The sequence below is a fragment of the Streptomyces sp. NPDC059166 genome (assembly GCF_042755185.1).
GTDB lineage: Bacteria > Actinomycetota > Actinomycetes > Streptomycetales > Streptomycetaceae > Streptomyces.
Map to the genome: position 1 here is coordinate 219213 of NZ_JBHZCI010000003.1, position 17060 is coordinate 236272.

Consider the following 17060-nt stretch of genomic DNA (forward strand, 5'->3'; position numbering starts at 1 on the left):
GCCGAGTCCACGGACACGTCGAAGAAAGCGAGGCCGCCGGTGGCTGCCGAGACACCGACCCACCTGATCACGGCTCTCCTGCGGGGCGCGGTCGTCCGTTCGGTCGGAAGGGCCGCGGACATGGGAGTCATCGAGCTCGCCGGGAAGCAGGGCGGGAAGGTCATGGTCCACGTGCAGTGCCCCTTCCGGGTCGTGCACGAGGGAAGGACGGTCCTCGGCTCCGCCGACATGAGGTACGCGCAGAAGGGTGCCGGCGACCACGCCTTCGACGAGTTCCGCACGGTGTACGACGCCCGTGCGGCCACGCTCGGCTCGATCCTCGGGCAGCTGCGGCCCGCCGTCGACGCCGTGACCGTCGGCGAGGCCGGCGAGTTGGTGCTGACCTGGTCGCCCGGATTCCGGCTCACCGCCTTCCCCGACTGCTCGGGGGCGGAGGAGGCATGGCGGGTGTTCGTGCCCGGCGGGGCGCATCACGGATACCCGGCGGACCTGGTCTGACACGACCCGGCCCCCAGCCCGGGGCGGCAGGCCCGGGGCCGGACGTCGCCCGGGACGGACCGTCAGACGCGGTGCGCGACCGGCTGCGCCGCCTCCGCACGCGTGCGGGCCGTCTCCACCAGGGCCCGCATGATCCGCAGGTCGTCGCTCATCTCGGGGTGCCACTGGACTCCCAGCACCCACTGCGACCCCGGCAGCTCCACCGCCTCGACCGTGCCGTCCGCCGCGTACGCGGACACCACCAGGCCCGGTGCGAGGCGGTCCACCGCCTGGTGGTGGTACGTCGGTACGGACGCCTCCTCCGGTACCAGCGACGCGTACAGCGTCCCCGCCACCGGTGTCACCATGTGCTCGCCGAGTACCCCCGCCTTGCCGAACGGGCCCGCGTGGCCGTCCAGGTGCTGAGTCAGGGTGCCGCCCAGCGCGACGTTGAGCAGCTGCATCCCCCGGCAGATCCCGAGGACCGGGGTGCCCGCCTCGCGCGCGGCGCGCAGCAGGGCCACCTCCCAGCCGTCGCGCTCGTGCGCCGGCGGGCCGGTCCTGAAGTCGCGCTCCGCGCCGTACAGTCCGGGGTCGACGTCCGCGCCGCCGGCGATCACGAGCCCGTCCAGACGTGCGACGACCTCGGCCGCCCGCGCCGGGTCGTCCGGCGGCAGCAGCGCGGCCAGGCCGCCGGACCGCTGGACCAGCCGTGGATACGCGGAGGGGAGCACCGCCGCCGGGAGTTCCCAGACGCCCCAGCGAGCCGCCGGCTCCAGATAGGTCGTGATGCCGATGAGCGGTTCGTGCATGGCGCGGTCCCTCCGGCGGCCGGTCTGCGGCCGGCCCGGTGCAATGGTGTCGCGTCATACCTTTGTTCGTGCCGGGCCGCCGCGCAAGAGCGGTGATCCGGAAGAGCAAGATCAAGCCAGGAAACCGCGGAGCAGCGCCGCCGTCCCCGCGCAGTGCTCGCGCATCACCGCGCGCGCCGCCTCCTCGTCGCCTTCGAGCACCGCCTCGACGAGGGAGGCGTGCTGGTGCTGGGAGTGTTCGAGGTTCCGTACCAGCAGGGGCAGGCAGTCCAGCAGGTCGTTGACGTCCGCCCGCACCGCCGCGTAGCGGGCCGCCAGGGAGGGCGAGCCGGCGAGCTCGGCGAGCGTCAGGTGGAAGAGGGTGTCGAGCCGGCGGTAGTCGGGCAGAGGTGCCTCGTGTGTCGCCGCCAGAGCTCCCCGCAGCCGGTCCGCGCCCGCGGCGTCGAGGCCGCGCGACGCGCAGAGCCCCGCCGCCCCCGACTCCAGCACCTCGCGGAACAGCAGGAGGTCCTCGAGGTCGACGCCGGCCACCCGGCGGCGCAGTTCGTCCCCGTCGGCCGGGGCGACCGTGCGCGGGAGCACGAACGTACCGCCGTACCGGCCGCGTCTGGCCTCGATCAGGCCCTGGTCCTGAAGCACCTTCAGGACCTCGCGCAGGGTGACGCGGCTGATGCCGAGGAGCCCGGCCAGCTCCCGCTCGGAGGGCAGGCGTCCGCCGTCCGGGACCAGGCCGAGCCGGACCACCTGGAGGATCTGTTCCAGCGCCTCCTCGAAGCCGTTGCCGGCGCGGACCGGCCGCAGGCCATGAGGGAACACGGGGTCACCGGTCTCTTCCGCCACGTCCCGATTCCCTTCCCCCCAATGGTTTTCTCCCATACCTTAAGCCTTCCGGCTGACCGATCGAGGAGCATCCCGTGGCAGACCGCACATCCCCGCTCGCAACCGACGAGCTGCGCCTGCTCGTGGAGCGCGGTGAGATCGACACCGTCGTCCTCGCCTTCCCCGACATGCAGGGCCGGCTCCAGGGCAAACGGTTCGCGGCGACCTTCTTCCTCGACGAGGTCCTGGAACACGGCACGGAGGGCTGCAACTACCTGCTCGCCGTCGACACGGACATGAACACCGTCGACGGGTTCGCCATGTCCTCCTGGTCCAACGGTTACGGCGACTTCGCTATGCGCCCCGACCTCGCCACCCTGCGGCGTGTCCCCTGGCATGAGGGGACAGCACTCGTCATGGCCGATCTCGCCTGGGAGGACGGCACACCCGTCACCGCCGCGCCCCGGCAGATCCTCCGGCGGCAGCTGGAGCGGCTGGCCGCCCACGGCCTGACCGCCCATGTGGGAACCGAGCTGGAGTTCATCGTCTTCAAGGACACCTACGAGCAGGCCTGGGACGCCGACTACCGCGGCCTCACCCCGGCCAACCAGTACAACATCGACTACTCCGTCCTCGGCACCGGAAGGATCGAACCGCTGCTGCGGCGCATCCGCAACGAGATGGCCGCCGCCGGACTCACCGTCGAGTCCGCCAAGGGGGAGTGCAACCCCGGCCAGCACGAGATCGTCTTCCGCTACGACGAGGCCCTCGTCACCTGCGACCAGCACGCCGTCTACAAGACCGGCTCCAAGGAGATCGCCGCGCAGGAAGGCGTCTCACTCACCTTCATGGCGAAGTACAACGAACGCGAGGGCAACTCCTGCCACATCCACCTCTCCCTCCAGGATGCCGACGGACACGCCGTCATGGCCGGTGAGGACGGCGCCATGTCACCCCTGATGCGGCACTTCCTGGCCGGACAGCTGGCCGCCCTGCGCGACTTCTCCCTGCTGTACGCGCCGAACATCAACTCGTACAAGCGCTTCCAGCCCGGCTCCTTCGCCCCGACCGCCGTCGCCTGGGGCCACGACAACCGCACCTGCGCCCTGCGGGTCGTCGGCCACGGACGCTCGATGCGCTTCGAGAACCGGCTGCCCGGCGGTGACGTGAACCCGTACCTCGCCGTGGCCGGCCTGGTCGCGGCCGGACTCCACGGCATCGAGAACGAACTCGGACTGCCCGACCCCTGCGAGGGGAACGCCTACACCGCCGGATACGAGCAGGTCCCCACCACCCTGCGCGACGCCGCCGCCCTCTGGGAGGGCAGCGATCGCGCCCGCAAGGCCTTCGGTGACGAAGTCGTCGCGCACTACGCCAACATGGCGCGCGTCGAACTGAAGGCCTTCGACGCCTCGGTGACGGACTGGGAACTCCGCCGCTCCTTCGAACGCCTGTGAGGCACACCTTGACCACCGAACACCGCGTCCTCAACCCGGCGACCGAGGAACTCGTCGCCGTCGTCCCCGCCACCACCGCCGCCGAGGTGGACGCGGCGGTCGCCCGCGCCACCACCGCCCAGCGGACCTGGGCCGCCCTCGCCCCCGCCGACCGCGCCCGGCTGCTGCGCCGCTTCGCCGTCCTCGTGGACGAGAACGTGGAACGGCTGGCCCGGCTGGAGGTCACCGAAGCCGGCCACACCCTCGGCAACGCCCGCTGGGAGGCCGCCAACGTCCGTGACCTCCTGGACTACGCGGCCGGGGGAGTGGAGAGACTGACCGGACGCCAGATCCCCGTCCCGGGCGGTGTCGACCTCACCTTCCTCGAACCGCTCGGCGTCGTCGGGGTGATCGCACCGTGGAACTTCCCCATGCCCATCGCCGCCTGGGGCGCCGCCCCCGCCCTCGCGGCGGGGAACGCCGTGCTGCTCAAGCCGGCCGAGACCACCCCGCTCACCGCACTGGAACTGGCCGGGCTCGCCCTCGACGCCGGCCTCCCCGAACACCTCTTCCAAGTGCTCCCGGGCGCCGGCGACGTGGCCGGCAACGCGCTGGTCGAACACCCCGGCGTTGCCAAGATCGTCTTCACCGGTTCCACCCGCGTCGGGAAGCAGATCATGGCGAGGTGCGCCGACCGGATGAAGCGGCTGACCCTCGAACTCGGCGGCAAGAGCCCCAACATCGTCTTCGCGGACGCCGACCTCGAAGCCGCCGCGGCGTCGGCGCCGATGTCCTTCCTCGACAACGCCGGCCAGGACTGCTGCGCCCGGTCCCGCATCCTGGTCCAGCGCACCGTGTACGAACGGTTCCTGGAACTGCTCCTCCCGGCCGTCTCCTCCGTCGTCGTGGGTGACCCCGAGGACGAGAAGACCCAGATGGGGCCGCTCATCTCCCGGGCCCAGCTGGAGCGCGTCCGCGCGCTCGTACCCGAGGCGGCGGACGGCATCCGGGGCACCGCGCCCAGCGGTCCCGGCTTCTGGTTCCCCCCGACCGTCCTCACCGGGACGGCCCCCGACTCCCCGGTCGCCACCGAGGAGGTGTTCGGCCCGGTCGCCGTGGTGCTGCCCTTCGAGGACGAGGCGGACGCCGTACGCCTCGCCAACGCCACCGCCTACGGGCTCGCGGGCTCCCTCTGGACGCGGGACGTCGGCCGCGCCCTGCGGGTCTCCCAGGCCGTCCGGGCGGGGAACCTCTCCGTCAACTCCCATTCCGCGGTCCGCTACTGGACTCCGTTCGGCGGCTACAAGCAGTCCGGACTCGGCCGCGAACTGGGCCCCGACGCCCTCGCGGCGTTCACCGAAACCAAGAACGTCTTCATCGCCACGGAGGCCTGAGCACACATGAGCACCGACACCGGCGGCGTCTGCCGCCGTCTGACCGGCCGCACCGCCGTCATCACCGGCGCGGGCAGCGGAATCGGCCTCGCCACCGCCCGCAGACTCGCCTCGGAGGGCGCCCACGTCGTCTGCGGCGACATCGACGAGAGCGCGGGACGGGCCGCCGCCGAGGAGGTGGGCGGCACCTTCGTACGCGTCGACGTCACCGACCCCGACGAGGTGGAGGCGCTCTTCGCCGCGGCTCACGAGACCTACGGCTCCGTCGACATCGCCTTCAACAACGCGGGCATCTCACCGCCCGAGGACGACTCCATCCTCACGACCGGGCTCGACGCGTGGAAGCGCGTCCAGGACGTCAACCTCACCTCCGTCTACCTGTGCTGCAAGGCCGCCCTGCCCTACATGCGGCGTCAGGGACGCGGCTCCATCATCAACACCGCGTCCTTCGTGGCCAGGATGGGCGCCGCGACCTCCCAGATCTCCTACACCGCGTCCAAGGGCGGCGTCCTCGCGCTGTCCCGCGAACTAGGGGTCCAGTTCGCCCGGGAGGGCATCCGGGTCAACGCGCTCTGCCCCGGGCCCGTCAACACCCCGCTGCTCCAGGAACTGTTCGCCAAGGACCCCGAGCGCGCGGCACGCAGGCTCGTGCACATCCCCCTCGGCAGGTTCGCCGAGGCGACGGAGATCGCGGCGGCCGTCGCCTTCCTCGCGAGCGACGACTCCTCCTTCGTCAACGCCACCGACTTCCTCGTCGACGGCGGAATCTCGGGGGCGTACGTGACACCGCTGGACTGACGGCCCCTGCGGACCGCCGCCTACAGTGGGGCCATGCACACGACACCGCCCGGCTGGTACCCGGACGTGAACGTGCCCGGCACCGAGCGGTGGTGGGACGGCGCGGCCTGGACCGGCCACACCAGGACGGCCGCCGCCACCCAGCCGCTGCCCGTGGCGCCCACAGGCCGGCACCCCGTGCGGGACGGCGGCGGCCGCACCACCCGCATCGCGGCCCTCGCGGCGGCCGGCCTGGCGGTGACCGCCGCGGCGGTCACCGGCTTCCTGGTGCTGGGCGACGACGAGGGCGGCGCCGGGCAGGCCGGCCCCGCCGCAGGCAGCAGCGCCCCGCCCGCGCCCACCGCGTCCACGGCGGCTCCGTCGCCCACCACGGGCGGTCAGGAGGATCCGGCGGTGCTCGTCGACCAGCTCAACGGGGTGACCATTCCCGTCCCGGACGGCTGGGAGAAGCCCGAGCACACCCTCGACGACGCCACCACCATGCGCACGGCCGCCTCCTACTCCTGCCCCGGCGACTCCGGCGACTTCTGCTACCACGGCACGGTCACCGTGCGGACCGCCAGCGGCACGGACCTCACGGAGATGAAGCCGATCGCCGAGGAGGACGTCGAGACCGCCGCAGACCGCGCCTACGGGAAGGACGTCGCGGGCGACCTCACCCACGGGGGCATCCGCTCCGAGAACGAACTCGCCTCCAGGTCCGTGACCGTGGCGGGACGCACCGGCTACCTCGTGCGCCGGCGGATCACCACCGGCAAGGGACCCGGAGGCTACGTGCAGTCGCTCGTCTTCCCCTCCCCACTGGGAAGCGGGACGCCGGTCATCGTGCGCTTCGCCTTCGACGCCGGCCGCGACGAACTTCCGCTCTCCCTCATGGACACCCTCACCCGCGGCATCCGGCCGATCGGAGACGCCACCGACGGGGGAGTCGGCAGCACCCTGGCACCCTGAGACTCCTCCGATCCGTGCTGGTGCCGCGGCAGGGCTGACGCTGCCTGTTGCGGCACCAGGGCACGCGAGCTCGGCACGATCCGATCGAGGGGCCCTAGAGGAAGGTGCGCCCCTCGCCCCGGTACGTCGGCACCGTGGCGGTGATCCGGTCGCCCTCGATCAGCCGCAGCTCGTCGAACCGCTCGCACAGCTCCCCGGCCTTGGCGTGCCGGAACCACACCTTGTCACCGATCAGCAGATCGTCCGCCGCCGTACCCAGCAGCGGAGTCTGGACCTCGCCGGGGCCCTCCTGCGGGTCGTAGCGCAGCCCCTCCGGCAGATACGGCACCGGCAGCCGGTCGGCGCCCGCGGCTCCGGACGCCGGGTAGCCGCCGCCCAGCACCGTCACCACGCCCACCCCTGGCCTGCGCACCACCGGCTGGGCGAACAGGGCGGCCGGACGGGCCCTGAACGACGTGTAGTTGTCGAAGAGCCTCGGCGCGTAGAGCCCCGATCCCGCCGCGATCTCGGTCACCGCCGCCTCGGCGGCCGTGTGCTGGACGCTGCCCGTGCCTCCGCCGTTCACGAACTCGAGGCCGGGTGCCACCGCGCGGACCGCCCGCACGACCTCGGCCCGCCGGACGGCCAGCTCCCTGCGCGCCGCCGCCTGCATGAGCCGGATCGCCCGTGACCGCAGCGGCCGGCCCGTCACCGAGTCGCCCACACCGGCCACATGGCCCTCGTACGCCATCAGCCCCACCAGGCGGAAACCGGGACGGCGCTCCACCGACCGCGCCAGCTCGGCCAGTCGGTCCGGTGAGCGCAGAGGTGAACGCAACGCGCCGACCCGGACCCGGCCGCCCAGCAGCTGCAGCGAGGTGTCCAGCTCCAGACAGACCCGGATCTCCTCACCGCCGCCGGCCCGTGCCGCGTCGATCAGCTCCAACTGTGCCGGGTCGTCGATCATCACCGTCACGGCCCCCGCGAGCTTGGGATCCGCGGCCAGTTCCGCGTACGCGGACCGGTCGGCCGACGGATACGCCAGGAGTACGTCGTCGAACCCCGCGCGGGCCAGCCACAGCGACTCCGCCAGGGTGAACGACATGATCCCGGCGAAACCCGGCCGGGCCAGCACCCGCTCCAGCAGGGCGCGGCAGCGCACCGACTTGCTGGCCACCCGGACCGGCTTGCCGCCCGCCCGGCGCACCAGATCCTCGGCGTTGGCGTCGAAGGCGTCCAGGTCGACGACGGCCACGGGGGCGTCGAGATGGGCGGTGGCCCGGTCGTAGCGGCTCCGGTCAGCGGCGCGGACAGTCATGTCGGCAGCTTGCCAGACGGCCCTACCACTGGGTAGGGGGATGTTGGGTGCAGATCGCCCGCACCCCCTCCGTCCCGTTCCCACCGGATGCCGTCCACCCCGTAGAGTGGCGGACACGATCGACCGGCGGGACCCGTGCGAGCCGCGGTCCGCCGACGGTACGGGGACGTGGACCAGGGGGGCGGATGAGTACCGAAGCGCGGCGCGCTCCCGTGCCACCCCGCCCGTCCTCCCCACCGCAGCCGCCCGCGAAGCCCCTGCCCCAGGCGGCCCCCGGGGCCCCGCCGCCGGGTGAGCCGCACGCTCCGCCCGCCACGCGTGCCGAACCCTCCCCTCCCGCCCCGGCGATCCCACGCCCGGCGGCTCCTCCCGCGCCCCCGGCACACCCGCCGGCTCCGCCCGTCGAGACGACCACCCGGCTGCGCCCCGTCCCGCCGGCCCCGCTCCACCCTCCGGTTCCGCCGCCCCCGGCGACCCGTCGCAGGCCCGTCGGCGCGGTGGACCTCACCCCGCGCCCCGGCACCGCCCCTGCCCGGCCGGGCACCTACCACCCTCCGTATCCCGAGACGCCGGCCGAGACCACCACCAGGCTCCGGCCGGTTCCGGCGCGGCGCCCGGTACGGACCGCGGCGGCGGCGGTCTGCGCGGTGCTGGGCCTCGGCCTGATCGGCGGCGCGATCACCGGGAGCTGGCTCACCGGCGACTCCTCCGCGGACAGCGGCGGCGCGGACGCGTACGCGCTGAGTCGCTCCGCCTGGCACAGCGTGCCCGTCGACGAACTCTTCCCTCCCACCCTCAAGGGCGACGGAGCGGGCCCCGGCGCCACCGACCGGGTGTGGAGCAGGATCGCCGTGGCACCCGACAGCGGATGCGCCGCCGGCCTGGACCCGCTCCTCCTGAAGGCGCTCGGCCCGGTCGGCTGCGAACGCCTGGTCCGCGCCACCTACACCGACGCCACGCGCAGCAACGTCACCACGGTCGGCATGGTCTTCACCGAGGCGGACACCGAGGCGATGAACACGCTCAGCACCCGCTTCACGACCCAGCACCTCGCCGGCCGCGCCGACCTGATGCCCCGCGCCTACCCGGTGGCCGGGACCGCCGCCGCGGCCTTCGGCGACCGGCAGCGTGCCAGCTGGACGGTGCACGTCCTGACCGAGGTGCCCGTAGTCGTCTTCTCCGTGTCCGGCTTCGCCGACGGCCGTACGGTCTCCGAGCCGCAGCCCGCCGCCGAGGCCATGGCCACCGGAGCCACCACGGCCGTCGCCCAGGCCGGCCTCGGCCACGAGGCGAAGGGCGTCGCGGACCGGGTGGAACGCGCCATGCGCCGGACCGTCACCGAACTCGCGGAGAAGCCGGAATGACCCGCCGCCGCCGGCTCCGGTCTCTCGCCGCCCTCACCACGGCCGCCGCCTTCGCCCTGCTGCCCGCCCTGCCCGCGCACGCGGACGCCATCCGCGACCAGCAGTGGGCCCTGGACGCCCTCCACACGGAGACGGCCTGGCGGACCACCAAGGGCAAGGGCATCACCGTCGCGGTCCTGGACACCGGGGTCGACGGCCGGCACCCCGACCTCGACGGCCAGGTACTCCCCGGCAAGGACCTCATCGGCTTCGGCGCCGGGCGCGGCGACCGCTCATGGGCCCTGCACGGCACCGCGATGGCCGGCATCATCGCGGGCCGGGGCAGCGGCCCCGGACGCGGTGACGGGGTGCTCGGTGTTGCCCCGGAGGCCAGGATCCTGCCCGTGCGGGTGATCCTCGAGTCCGGCGACCCCTCGCGCGCCAAGGCCCGCGCCACGCGCGGCACCGCACTCGCCGACGGCATCCGCTGGGCCGCCGACCAGGGCGCCGACGTCATCAACCTCTCCCTCGGCGACGACAGCGAGTCCGCACACCCCGAACCCGGCGAGGACTCCGCCGTGCAGTACGCGCTCTCCAAGGGCGTCTCCGTCGTCGCCTCGGCCGGCAACGGCGGGGAGAAGGGGGACAGGGTCTCCTACCCCGCCGCGTATCCCGGGGTGATCGCGGCGGCGGCCGTCGACAAGTACGGCACACACGCCTCGTTCTCCACCCGGCGGTGGTACGCCACCGTCAGTGCGCCCGGCGTCGACATCGTCGTGGCCAACCCCGACCGGCACTACTACATCGAGTGGGGCACCTCGGCCGCGTCGGCCTTCGTCTCCGGGGCGGTCGCCCTGGTGCGCGCCGCCCACCCGGGGCTCTCCCCGGCACAGATCAAGACCCTGCTCGCCGACACCGCCCGCGATGCCCCCCAGGGCGGCCGGGACGACGCCAGAGGCTACGGCCTCGTCGACCCCGCCGCCGCGATCGCCGCAGGTGCGAAGCTCAGCCCCGAGGGCCTGAACGCCCGCTCGGCCAAGGCCGGTTACCGCAAGGAGTACTTCGGTACGGGCCCCACCGCGCCGGAGGGCCACGGCGGGCCGGCCGACTGGCTCGCCCCCACCGCCGGAGGTCTCGGGGCGGTCCTCCTCGCCTCGGCCGTCGTGCTGTGGCGCGGCAGGAACCCCGGCGGCCGGAACCCAGGCAGGGCCGGCGACGGCGGGAACGCCGCGTGGCACGCCGGCCCGCCACGCTGAGCGGACCGTCCGGCCACCCGCCGTCAGCCGCCATCACCCGCCGTAACCCGCCGTCAGCCGGTGTCAGCCGCCGTCACTCGGCGTCCTCCGTCGCCCCGACGGCCACCCGGGCGGCGGCCCGGGCCACGGACTCGACCAGATCCACCCCCGCCTCCTTCGTCGCGTGCCCCCGCGACAGGACCGCCACCAGCAGGGTGTGCCCGCCGCGCTCCACACGGCCGATGCTGTTGATGTCCCAGAGACCCGTCGTCGTCCGCGCCATCCAGCCGTTCTTCAGCACGGCGCCGGTGCCCGCCGCCGACACCCCCCACCGCTGGTCCGCCTCCACCTCGCCCATCAGCTCCGTGAGGTAGGCCCTCGAGTCCGCCGACAGCGGCGAGTCCGCGCCGTCCACCGCCTCCAGCAGCCGCACCTGGTCCGCGGCCGTGGTCTGGGTCAGGCCCCAGGCGTGGGCGGCCGTCGTCCCGGTCAGGCCCAGCCGTTCGTTGGCCGCGTCGAGCGCCTCCTCCCCGCCGACCGCCCTGAGCAGCGCGGTCGCCGAGGCGTTGTCGCTGCGCCGGATCATGGCCTCCGCGTACGCGTGCTCCGCGCCGTTCAGCTCCCTGCCCTCGTCCTGTGCGCGCAGGAGCAGCGCCGCCAGGATGTCCACCTTGACGATGCTGGCCGTGTCGTACGGGTCGTCCCCGTACACGGCGCGGGCCCCGCTGCCGGTGTCCAGGACGGCCACCGACACGTCCGCGCCGTCCGCCAGGGTCGCCAGCGCTCCCGCCAGCTCCGCGTCCAGATCCACCTCGGGCTCCTCGCTCGGGACCGCCGCGGCGGGCGGGCTCGACGCGGACGATACGGCGGCCACGGTCGCGGACGTGCCGTCCGGCGGGCGACCCACCAGATACGCACCTCCCGCGGCGGAACCGGCCAGCAGCACGGCGGTGGTCAGGAGGGCGGGCAGCGCGGGCCTGCGCGAACGGTGGCGGGACATGGGCCGGACGCTAGGCAGCCCACCTGGCAGCAGGCTGTGCCCCACCTGTCGCCGGGGTGAGAGCGCGGACCCACTACGCTCGTGGTGTGGCGCTCAAGAACATCCCGGATTCCGGTTTCTCCGACGACGACGGCACGGCCTCACCTGCCCTGACAGCGGCTCTCGCGGCCTGGTCGGCGGACCGGACGGCGGCCGGCCCGGTCCTCGCCGCCCTCCGGGACGCACGGCTCCTCGTGCCGGTCGTCGCCGTCCTCGGCGAGGTCGAGGAGGACGGGAACGGTCTGCGCCGCGAGAAGACCAGCGACATGGCGGTACCGACCCTGCAGGCCGGTGACCGGCGCGCCTTGCCCGCCTTCACCTCCACCGCCTCGCTGGCCCTGTGGGACCCGGAGGCACGCCCCGTAGCCGTACCCCTGCACCAGGCACTCCAGGCAGCCGCCCACGAGAAGGCCGACACCGTGGTGCTGGACCTGGCCGGCCCGGTCGCGTTCGAGCTCACCGGTCCGGCCCTGCTCGCCCTCGCCGAGAACCGGACGAGCGCCGACCCGCTCGACGACCCGGCGGTGGTCCGGGCGGTCCGTGAGGCGGCCGAGGCCGAACCCGCGGTGCTCCGGGCCCATCTCGGACCGGGCCGGGCCGACGGCACGCTCGCCCTCGTCCTCGCCCCGGACGCCGTCGCCGCCGAAGCCGCGCGGCGGGTCGCCGACGCGCTCTCCGCCAGCGAGGTGCTCCGCGCGCGGCTGGTACGCGGGATCGATCTGGCCCTCCTGCCCGCCGACGCGCGGGCCCCGGGTCCCGCGCTGTTCAGCCGCTGACGCGGACGAGCCCGCCACCCCTCGCGGGTGGCGGGCTCGCGCGTCGTGCCGCGGGATCAGCCGTAGACGGGACCGGTGTACTTCTCGCCCGGGCCCTTGCCCGGCTCGTCCGGTACGAGCGATGCCTCACGGAAGGCCAGCTGGAGCGACTTCAGGCCGTCGCGCAGGGGAGAGGCGTGGAAGGTGCTGATCTCGGTCGCGCTCGCGTCCAGCAGCCCGGCCAGCGCCTGCACCAGCTTGCGGGCCTCGTCGAGGTCCTTGTGCTGCTCGCCCTCCTCGGTCAGGCCGAGCTTCACGGCCGCCGCGCTCATCAGGTTGACGGCGACGGTCACGATCACCTCGACCGCGGGAACCTCCGCGATGTCGCGGGCCATGTCGTCGAAGCCGGGGTTCTCGGTGCTGGGAGTGGTCGAGTCGCTCATGCCCCACACGATAAGGCCAGGCCGCCGGCGTCCCTCCCGCGGGAGCGGCGGGAGGGACGGGAGACAGGGGATTAGCGCACACGCGGGCGGGCTGCTAGCCTTGTGTAACGACCGGCCGGACACCTATGTGCTCGGCCCACAAGTGGAGGCTCCGATCTCCCACCTGACCGTCCTCGCGGACGGCGGGTCACCGGTCAGGTGGCAGCCATCGTTCCGTACGGACGATGGGGCCGCCCGATAGCGCCCCGCGGTTGACGCTGCGGTGTTCCGGTAGTTCCAGGAGCCCCGCCTGTGTCCCGTCCGGGGCTTTTGTGGTTTCCCGGCTCGGTTGGTCTCACTAGAAGACGTTACGTGGCTGTCCGCCAGGCGGTCACGTGGTGCTACCGAGGAGGATCCATCAGCGCCGAGCCCCGCATCAACGACCGGATTCGCGTTCCCGAGGTGCGACTTGTCGGTCCCAGCGGCGAGCAGGTCGGGATTGTTCCGCTTGCCAAGGCCCTGGAGCTCGCACAGGAGTACGACCTCGACCTGGTCGAGGTGGCGGCGACAGCCCGTCCCCCCGTGTGCAAGCTCATGGACTACGGGAAGTTCAAGTACGAGTCGGCCATGAAGGCCCGTGAGGCGCGCAAGAACCAGGCGCACACGGTCATCAAGGAGATGAAGCTCCGGCCGAAGATCGACCCGCACGACTACGACACCAAGAAGGGTCACGTCGTCCGGTTCCTCAAGCAGGGGGACAAGGTCAAGATCACGATCATGTTCCGTGGTCGTGAGCAGTCCCGTCCCGAGCTGGGCTTCCGACTGCTCCAGCGTCTCGCTTCGGACGTGGAGGAACTCGGTTTCATCGAGTCCAACCCGAAGCAGGACGGCCGGAACATGATCATGGTTCTGGGCCCGCACAAGAAGAAGACCGAAGCCATGGCCGAAGCCCGCGAGGCCCAGGCAGCCCGGAAGGCCGGTCGCCAGGGGAACACCCCTGACGCCGAGTCCGAGGGTGACACCGCTGAGGCTCCGGCCGCAGCGGACGAGGCTTCGGCCGAGACACCTTCCGAGGCGTGACCTCCGGGGGCGGCCATCCAGGCGCCCCCGGGTCCCCCGGAAGCCACCCAAAGATCTGACGCCCCTGCAGTCCGGTGCCCGCACCGTGAGGGGCGCCACTGACGAGGAGATAACGGCGCGATGCCGAAGAACAAGACGCACAGCGGTGCCAGCAAGCGGTTCAAGATCACCGGCTCCGGCAAGGTGCTGCGCGAGAGGGCCGGCAAGCGCCACCTGCTCGAGCACAAGTCGTCCAAGAAGACCCGCTCGCTGACCGGCACGGTCGTCGCGGCTCCGGCCGACGCCAAGAAGATCAAGAAGCTTCTCGGCAAGTGAGGCGCCGTCTCCGGCTGACGCCGGGGACGCGACCTCGATCCGACCGGGACCCATTCGTTTCCGGGTCGGGGTGAGTCAGGACTACGACCACCCGGCCCCGCTGCAAGGAGTTAAAAGTGGCACGCGTCAAGCGGGCGGTAAACGCCCACAAGAAGCGCCGGGCGATCCTCGAGGCCGCCAGCGGTTACCGCGGTCAGCGTTCGCGCCTGTACCGCAAGGCCAAGGAGCAGGTCACCCACTCCCTGGTCTACAACTACAACGACCGCAAGAAGCGCAAGGGCGACTTCCGTCAGCTCTGGATCCAGCGCATCAACGCGGCCGCCCGCCAGAACGGCATGACGTACAACCGCCTCATCCAGGGTCTGAAGGCCGCCAACATCGAGGTGGACCGCAAGATCCTGGCCGAGCTCGCGGTCAACGACGCCAACGCGTTCGCCGCTCTCGTCGAGGTTGCCCAGAAGGCCCTCCCGAGCGACGTCAACGCCCCGAAGGCCGCCTGATCCAGGCAGCACTTCCAGCGTCTCAACCGGACCCGCAGGCGTGTACCGTCTGCGGGTCCGGTGCGTCGCACCCCGTGCCGCGTACGCCATCAGCCGTACGCGGATCAACGTACGCAGAGAAGCCGACATACGCAGAGAGGCTCGCCGCCGACCATGGGCACCCCCGAACTGATCTCCGCCCGATCGCCGCGAATCGCCGCCGCACGCCGACTGGCCAGGCGCAACTTCCGCGGCAAGGAGCGCAGATTCATCGCCGAGGGGCCGCAGGCCGTGCGGGAGGCCGCCACCCACCGGGGCGGTGACGGCGAGCCCACCCTCACCGAACTCTTCGCCACCGTCGAGGCCGCCGACCGGTACGCCGACATCATCGGCGCCGCCCGTGCCGCGGGCGCGCGGGTACACCTCGCGGACGCCGAGGTGCTCGCCGACGTCTCCCAGACCGTCACCCCCCAGGGCCTCATCGGCGTCTGCCGCTTCCTGGACTCCCCGTTCGAGGACATCCTCGCGGCGAAGCCCACCCTCGTCGCCGTACTGGCCCATGTACGCGATCCGGGGAACGCCGGCACCGTCCTGCGCTGCGCGGACGCCGCCGGGGCGGACGCAGTCGTGCTCACCGACGCCTCCGTGGACCTCTACAACCCCAAGTCGGTCCGCGCCTCGGTCGGCTCGCTCTTCCACCTCCCGGTGGCCGTCGGCGTCCCCGTCGAACAGGCCGTGAGCGGCCTGCGGGGCGCCGGGGTGCGCATCCTGGCGGCCGACGGGGCCGGACAGGACGATCTCGACGACGAGCTCGACGCGGGCACCATGGGCGGACCCACCGCCTGGGTCTTCGGCAACGAGGCATGGGGGCTGCCCGAGGAGACCAGGGCGCTCGCCGACGCCGTCGTCCGCGTCCCGATCCACGGGAAGGCCGAGAGCCTCAACCTCGCCACCGCCGCCGCGGTCTGCCTGTACGCCTCCGCGCGGGCCCAGCGCCCGCGGACCGCCCGGACCTGACCGACGCCCCACCGATCGGTACGGGCCACACCGGCCCGCGGCCCGCCCCGAGGGTGTCGCGCCACCACCGGCGCCTAGTAGGGTGACCAACTCGGGGGCCCACTGCACCGGTTCGAGAGGTGGGGTACGGGAAGATGGCTGTCGGCATGAGCGGGCCGCGAGCGACGCACCTGGCCGCCGTGCGCTCCCTCCCCGGCGAGAACGGGACCCCGCCACCCGCGGTGGACCCGTACACCGGCATCGCCCCGGACGATCTGCCCGACGGCCTGGTCGTCGCCGACGAGACCGGCACCGTCGTCTGCTTCAACGCGGCTGCCGCCCGGATCACCGCGACCCCCGTGTCGGCCGCACTCGGATCGCCGCTGAGCCAGGCACTGCCCCTGGAGGACCTCAAGGGGCGGCGCTGGTGGGATGTGACCGACCCGTACGGAGGCCTCGCCATCCGTGTCGGCCAGCCCGAACGCAATCTGCTGCTGCCCGGCGGCCGCGAGGTCCTCGTCTCCGCGCGGTACGTGCGCGAGACCCCCACCGGCCCGGTCCGCAGGCTCGTCGTCTCGCTGCGCGGCACCGAGGCGCGACGGCGCAACGAACTCAGCCACGCCGAACTGATCGCCACGGTCGCCCACGAGCTCCGCTCACCGCTGACCTCGGTGAAGGGCTTCACCGCCACCCTGCTGGCCAAGTGGGAACGGTTCACCGACGACCAGAAGCGTCTGATGCTGGAGACCGTCGACGCCGACGCCAACCGCGTCACCCGGCTCATCGCGGAACTCCTCGACATCTCCCGGATCGACTCCGGGCGGCTGGAACTGCGCCGCCAGCCCGTGGACGTCTCCGCCGCCGTCGAACGCCACGTCCAGGCACTGATCGCTACCGGCCAGGCGCCGGACCGTTTCCTCGTACACGCCCGGCAGCCGCTTCCGGCGCTCTGGGCGGACCCGGACAAGGTCGACCAGGTACTCGGCAACCTCCTCGAAAACGCGGTGCGCCACGGCGAGGGAACCGTCACCATTGACATCGCCCCCGCACCCGCGCCGGGGAAGACCGGCGAGAGCGGAACGGAGGTCACCGTGAGCGACGAAGGACCCGGCATCCCCGAGGAGTCGATGAGCCGCGTCTTCACCCGCTTCTGGCGGGGGAGCAAGCGCGGTGGCACCGGGCTGGGCCTCTACATCGTCAAGGGCATCGTCGAGGCCCACGGCGGCACCATCACGGTCGACCGCGCGCCCGGCGGGGGCGCCGAGTTCCGATTTATTCTGCCCGTGAGCGCACCGGGCTACCTGACATAAGGGGTTTCGCACAGCGAATCAGACAGGGGTGGCGGCGGGAGACGGGCGGGCCTGGACGGCCCGCGGGCTCCTTCGCCTCCCGTCGGCCCGTAGACTCGACTT

The 17060-nt window shown here is 72.9% G+C and carries 18 protein-coding genes; 13 read left to right on the forward strand and 5 right to left on the reverse strand.

What is annotated here, in order from left to right:
• Nucleotides 1-39: 39 nt before the first annotated feature.
• Nucleotides 40-498 carry a hypothetical protein gene (locus ACFXOA_RS03735; RefSeq protein WP_385021920.1) on the forward strand — a complete coding sequence of 153 codons (459 nt, stop codon included), beginning with the start codon at nt 40-42 and terminating at the stop codon, nt 496-498.
• A gap of 62 nt (nt 499-560) precedes the next feature.
• Here ACFXOA_RS03735 and ACFXOA_RS03740 read toward each other — a convergent pair whose 3' ends face one another.
• Both ACFXOA_RS03740 and ACFXOA_RS03745 read right to left on the reverse strand, forming a co-directional pair.
• Nucleotides 561-1289 carry a gamma-glutamyl-gamma-aminobutyrate hydrolase family protein gene (locus ACFXOA_RS03740; RefSeq protein WP_385021923.1) on the reverse strand — a complete coding sequence of 243 codons (729 nt, stop codon included), beginning with the start codon at nt 1287-1289 and terminating at the stop codon, nt 561-563.
• Nucleotides 1290-1400: 111 nt separating this feature from the next.
• Nucleotides 1401-2129: a FadR/GntR family transcriptional regulator gene (locus ACFXOA_RS03745; RefSeq protein WP_385021926.1), complete on the reverse strand. Its 729-nt coding sequence runs from the start codon at nt 2127-2129 to the stop codon at nt 1401-1403.
• A gap of 74 nt (nt 2130-2203) precedes the next feature.
• Here ACFXOA_RS03745 and ACFXOA_RS03750 point away from each other — a divergent pair, with 74 nt between their 5' ends.
• From ACFXOA_RS03750 to ACFXOA_RS03765, 4 genes are read left to right on the forward strand one after another with little or no spacing between them, the layout of a single operon-like run.
• Nucleotides 2204-3565, forward strand: coding sequence for a glutamine synthetase family protein (locus ACFXOA_RS03750; protein WP_385021929.1), 1362 nt, complete (start codon nt 2204-2206; stop codon nt 3563-3565).
• Between the two features lie 8 nt (nt 3566-3573).
• Complete coding sequence (locus tag ACFXOA_RS03755) at nt 3574-4938, forward strand: aldehyde dehydrogenase family protein (protein WP_385021932.1); 1365 nt, start codon at nt 3574-3576, stop codon at nt 4936-4938.
• 6 nt (nt 4939-4944) lie between these two features.
• Nucleotides 4945-5736 carry a 3-oxoacyl-ACP reductase gene (locus tag ACFXOA_RS03760; protein ID WP_385021935.1) on the forward strand — a complete coding sequence of 264 codons (792 nt, stop codon included), beginning with the start codon at nt 4945-4947 and terminating at the stop codon, nt 5734-5736.
• A gap of 33 nt (nt 5737-5769) precedes the next feature.
• Nucleotides 5770-6687, forward strand: coding sequence for a DUF2510 domain-containing protein (locus ACFXOA_RS03765; RefSeq protein WP_385021938.1), 918 nt, complete (start codon nt 5770-5772; stop codon nt 6685-6687).
• 94 nt (nt 6688-6781) lie between these two features.
• Here ACFXOA_RS03765 and ACFXOA_RS03770 read toward each other — a convergent pair whose 3' ends face one another.
• Nucleotides 6782-7984: an amino acid deaminase/aldolase gene (locus ACFXOA_RS03770; RefSeq protein ID WP_385021941.1), complete on the reverse strand. Its 1203-nt coding sequence runs from the start codon at nt 7982-7984 to the stop codon at nt 6782-6784.
• Nucleotides 7985-8481: 497 nt separating this feature from the next.
• Between ACFXOA_RS03770 and ACFXOA_RS03775 the strand changes: the two genes are divergently transcribed.
• Nucleotides 8482-9348, forward strand: a complete 867-nt coding sequence (locus tag ACFXOA_RS03775; RefSeq protein WP_385021944.1) for a hypothetical protein — start codon at nt 8482-8484, stop codon at nt 9346-9348.
• On the forward strand, nt 9345-10583 hold the full coding sequence (gene mycP / locus ACFXOA_RS03780; protein WP_385021947.1) for a type VII secretion-associated serine protease mycosin: 1239 nt from the start codon (nt 9345-9347) through the stop codon (nt 10581-10583). Before ACFXOA_RS03775 ends, mycP begins: the two co-directional genes overlap by 4 nt.
• A gap of 73 nt (nt 10584-10656) precedes the next feature.
• On the opposite strand, the gene ACFXOA_RS03785 is transcribed toward mycP, so the two are convergent.
• On the reverse strand, nt 10657-11562 hold the full coding sequence (locus tag ACFXOA_RS03785) for a serine hydrolase (protein WP_385021950.1): 906 nt from the start codon (nt 11560-11562) through the stop codon (nt 10657-10659).
• Nucleotides 11563-11648: 86 nt separating this feature from the next.
• On the opposite strand from ACFXOA_RS03785, the gene ACFXOA_RS03790 reads away from it, so the two are divergent.
• A complete protein-coding gene (locus ACFXOA_RS03790; RefSeq protein WP_385021953.1) occupies nt 11649-12377 on the forward strand; it encodes an SseB family protein in 729 nt (242 codons plus the stop codon).
• 56 nt (nt 12378-12433) lie between these two features.
• On the opposite strand, the gene ACFXOA_RS03795 is transcribed toward ACFXOA_RS03790, so the two are convergent.
• Nucleotides 12434-12799, reverse strand: a complete 366-nt coding sequence (locus ACFXOA_RS03795) for a DUF1844 domain-containing protein (protein ID WP_385021956.1) — start codon at nt 12797-12799, stop codon at nt 12434-12436.
• A 351-nt stretch (nt 12800-13150) separates the two neighbouring features.
• Here ACFXOA_RS03795 and infC point away from each other — a divergent pair, with 351 nt between their 5' ends.
• From infC to ACFXOA_RS03820, 5 genes are all read left to right on the forward strand, one after another.
• Entirely contained in the window at nt 13151-13858 is a 708-nt protein-coding gene (gene infC / locus ACFXOA_RS03800; RefSeq protein WP_385021959.1) for a translation initiation factor IF-3, read from the forward strand.
• 120 nt (nt 13859-13978) lie between these two features.
• Nucleotides 13979-14173, forward strand: a complete 195-nt coding sequence (rpmI, locus tag ACFXOA_RS03805; RefSeq protein WP_030191890.1) for a 50S ribosomal protein L35 — start codon at nt 13979-13981, stop codon at nt 14171-14173.
• Between the two features lie 116 nt (nt 14174-14289).
• Nucleotides 14290-14673 carry a 50S ribosomal protein L20 gene (rplT, locus tag ACFXOA_RS03810; RefSeq protein WP_003970214.1) on the forward strand — a complete coding sequence of 128 codons (384 nt, stop codon included), beginning with the start codon at nt 14290-14292 and terminating at the stop codon, nt 14671-14673.
• Nucleotides 14674-14826: 153 nt separating this feature from the next.
• Entirely contained in the window at nt 14827-15669 is an 843-nt protein-coding gene (locus tag ACFXOA_RS03815) for a TrmH family RNA methyltransferase (protein WP_385021962.1), read from the forward strand.
• Nucleotides 15670-15803: 134 nt separating this feature from the next.
• Complete coding sequence (locus tag ACFXOA_RS03820) at nt 15804-16958, forward strand: ATP-binding protein (protein ID WP_385021965.1); 1155 nt, start codon at nt 15804-15806, stop codon at nt 16956-16958.
• Nucleotides 16959-17060 lie beyond the last annotated feature (102 nt).